This window comes from Phocaeicola sp. HCN-6420, assembly GCF_037890145.1.
Taxonomy (GTDB): Bacteria; Bacteroidota; Bacteroidia; order Bacteroidales; family Bacteroidaceae; genus Phocaeicola.
Window position 1 is genome coordinate 1 of sequence record NZ_JBBKBJ010000067.1, and the last position, 1,496, is coordinate 1,496.

At 44.7% G+C, this 1,496-nt stretch carries 2 protein-coding genes; both read right to left on the minus strand.

Features of this window, described 5'->3' with window-relative positions:
* The coding region (locus WKT12_RS16365) for an RteC domain-containing protein (protein ID WP_119958636.1) at positions 1–530 on the minus strand (530 nt) is incomplete at its 3' end.
* A gap of 238 nt (positions 531–768) precedes the next feature.
* Positions 769–1,191: a dihydrofolate reductase family protein gene (locus WKT12_RS16370; RefSeq protein ID WP_004291474.1), complete on the minus strand. Its 423-nt coding sequence runs from the start codon at positions 1,189–1,191 to the stop codon at positions 769–771.
* Between the last annotated feature and the right edge of the window lie 305 nt (positions 1,192–1,496).

Below are 1,496 nucleotides of genomic sequence, written 5' to 3' on the forward strand. Positions count from 1 at the left end.
TAGGTGCGGCTTTCGTTCTTCCGGCGTTTGATATCAGTGTAGAAGCGGTAGCAGTCTTTAGAATCAACCCCGAATATCTTATAGAGAAGTGGGGCGAGCTGTTTGAGCGGCATATTGCCGTTGTTGATGCAGCCCATCACGTCTATGCCGTAGATAAGTTCCACGAGGTCGATGGCATTGCCCGTCCATTGAAGAAGGCTGGCGGTGGTTTCTGTTGCGTTGTTGGCGGATATTAGTGGTGGCACTTGGGGCGTGGCAAGGAATTTCTGCATCTTTCTTACGAAAGACAGAGCCTTGCTGACGTAGGCGGCAATCTCTCTTTTTTCTTCTGACAGATTACGTACGGGATGGTGCTGCAACTCGATTTCGATGTAGGCAAGCGCGATGACGGTAAGGTTCATGTCCATGCCGCCGTTGCACAGTTCGATCACTTGGGTGGCGAAAGCCGTGTATGCCGTTTCCATATTGCAGTCGCCGGCTTCGTTTATCAGGCGGAAAAAGTCGGTTTCCGCCAGCAAGAAATAATTCATGGTTCTGTCAATTTTGAAAATTACACTTTGTTTTCTGCGTGCGCACATGAATATAATTGGCAAAAAACGCGGCAGAAAATAAAAAATCCAACACTCAATTTTACAAAGTGCTGGATTTCAGAGGTATAAAATTCAGTATTTTTTCACAAGGACAAATTATCTCCGACTTAAATTGTTTGTAATCGGAACATTTATTCTATTCCTGAAAATAGAAATGTATGCTTGCCGCACATTTTGGCTATCTTGCTTTTTTATCAAGGATATAGATAATGCGACATACACCGTTGGGATAGCTTTTCAAAGAGGAAAGCGTCCAGTGTTGCTCTGGCAGAGCCGACTTAAAAAAATGTCGTCCGCTTCCGGATATGAAAGGAACGGTGTATAGTATGATTTCATCCACAGCGTGCATCCGCAGCAGTCCGTTTATATAGTCTGCCGTGTCCGGTGTGGCTTCCGCGAGGTAACGGATGTTTGTGCAGTCTTTTCTCCATTCGTGCAGCATTGAAATGGAATAGTCCGGTGTCACACGGTAAAAGGCTTTCTTCCTGATTTCATCAAGACCGCAACGGTCAAGGCACAAATCCTGATGTGCTTTATCATATAACTCTGAAGAAAGACATCCGTCCATCGTCAGTACGGCGAGAATCTGAACTTTACCCATAATCGTTTCCTTTCGTTAGGCAAGGGTAAAAAAGTAGCGTGCAATTCACACTACCTTCAAGCGATGGCTCTGGTAAAGCCTTTACGGAGAGTACGTGAATGCACGCTATGCGTAAGCATAGCATAAGCATCACGCAATCGTCTCCGTAGTTCCAATTTACCAGATTTTCGCTTGAAACGCCTTGCGGTCTTATCCTATATGTTGGCGGCGAAAAGCTCCTGCCAATCGCCGTTTTTCTCAAATGTTATGCAAAGATAGCCAAATTCAGTGAATTACGGGCTATGATTGCTTGAATTTATATTTAA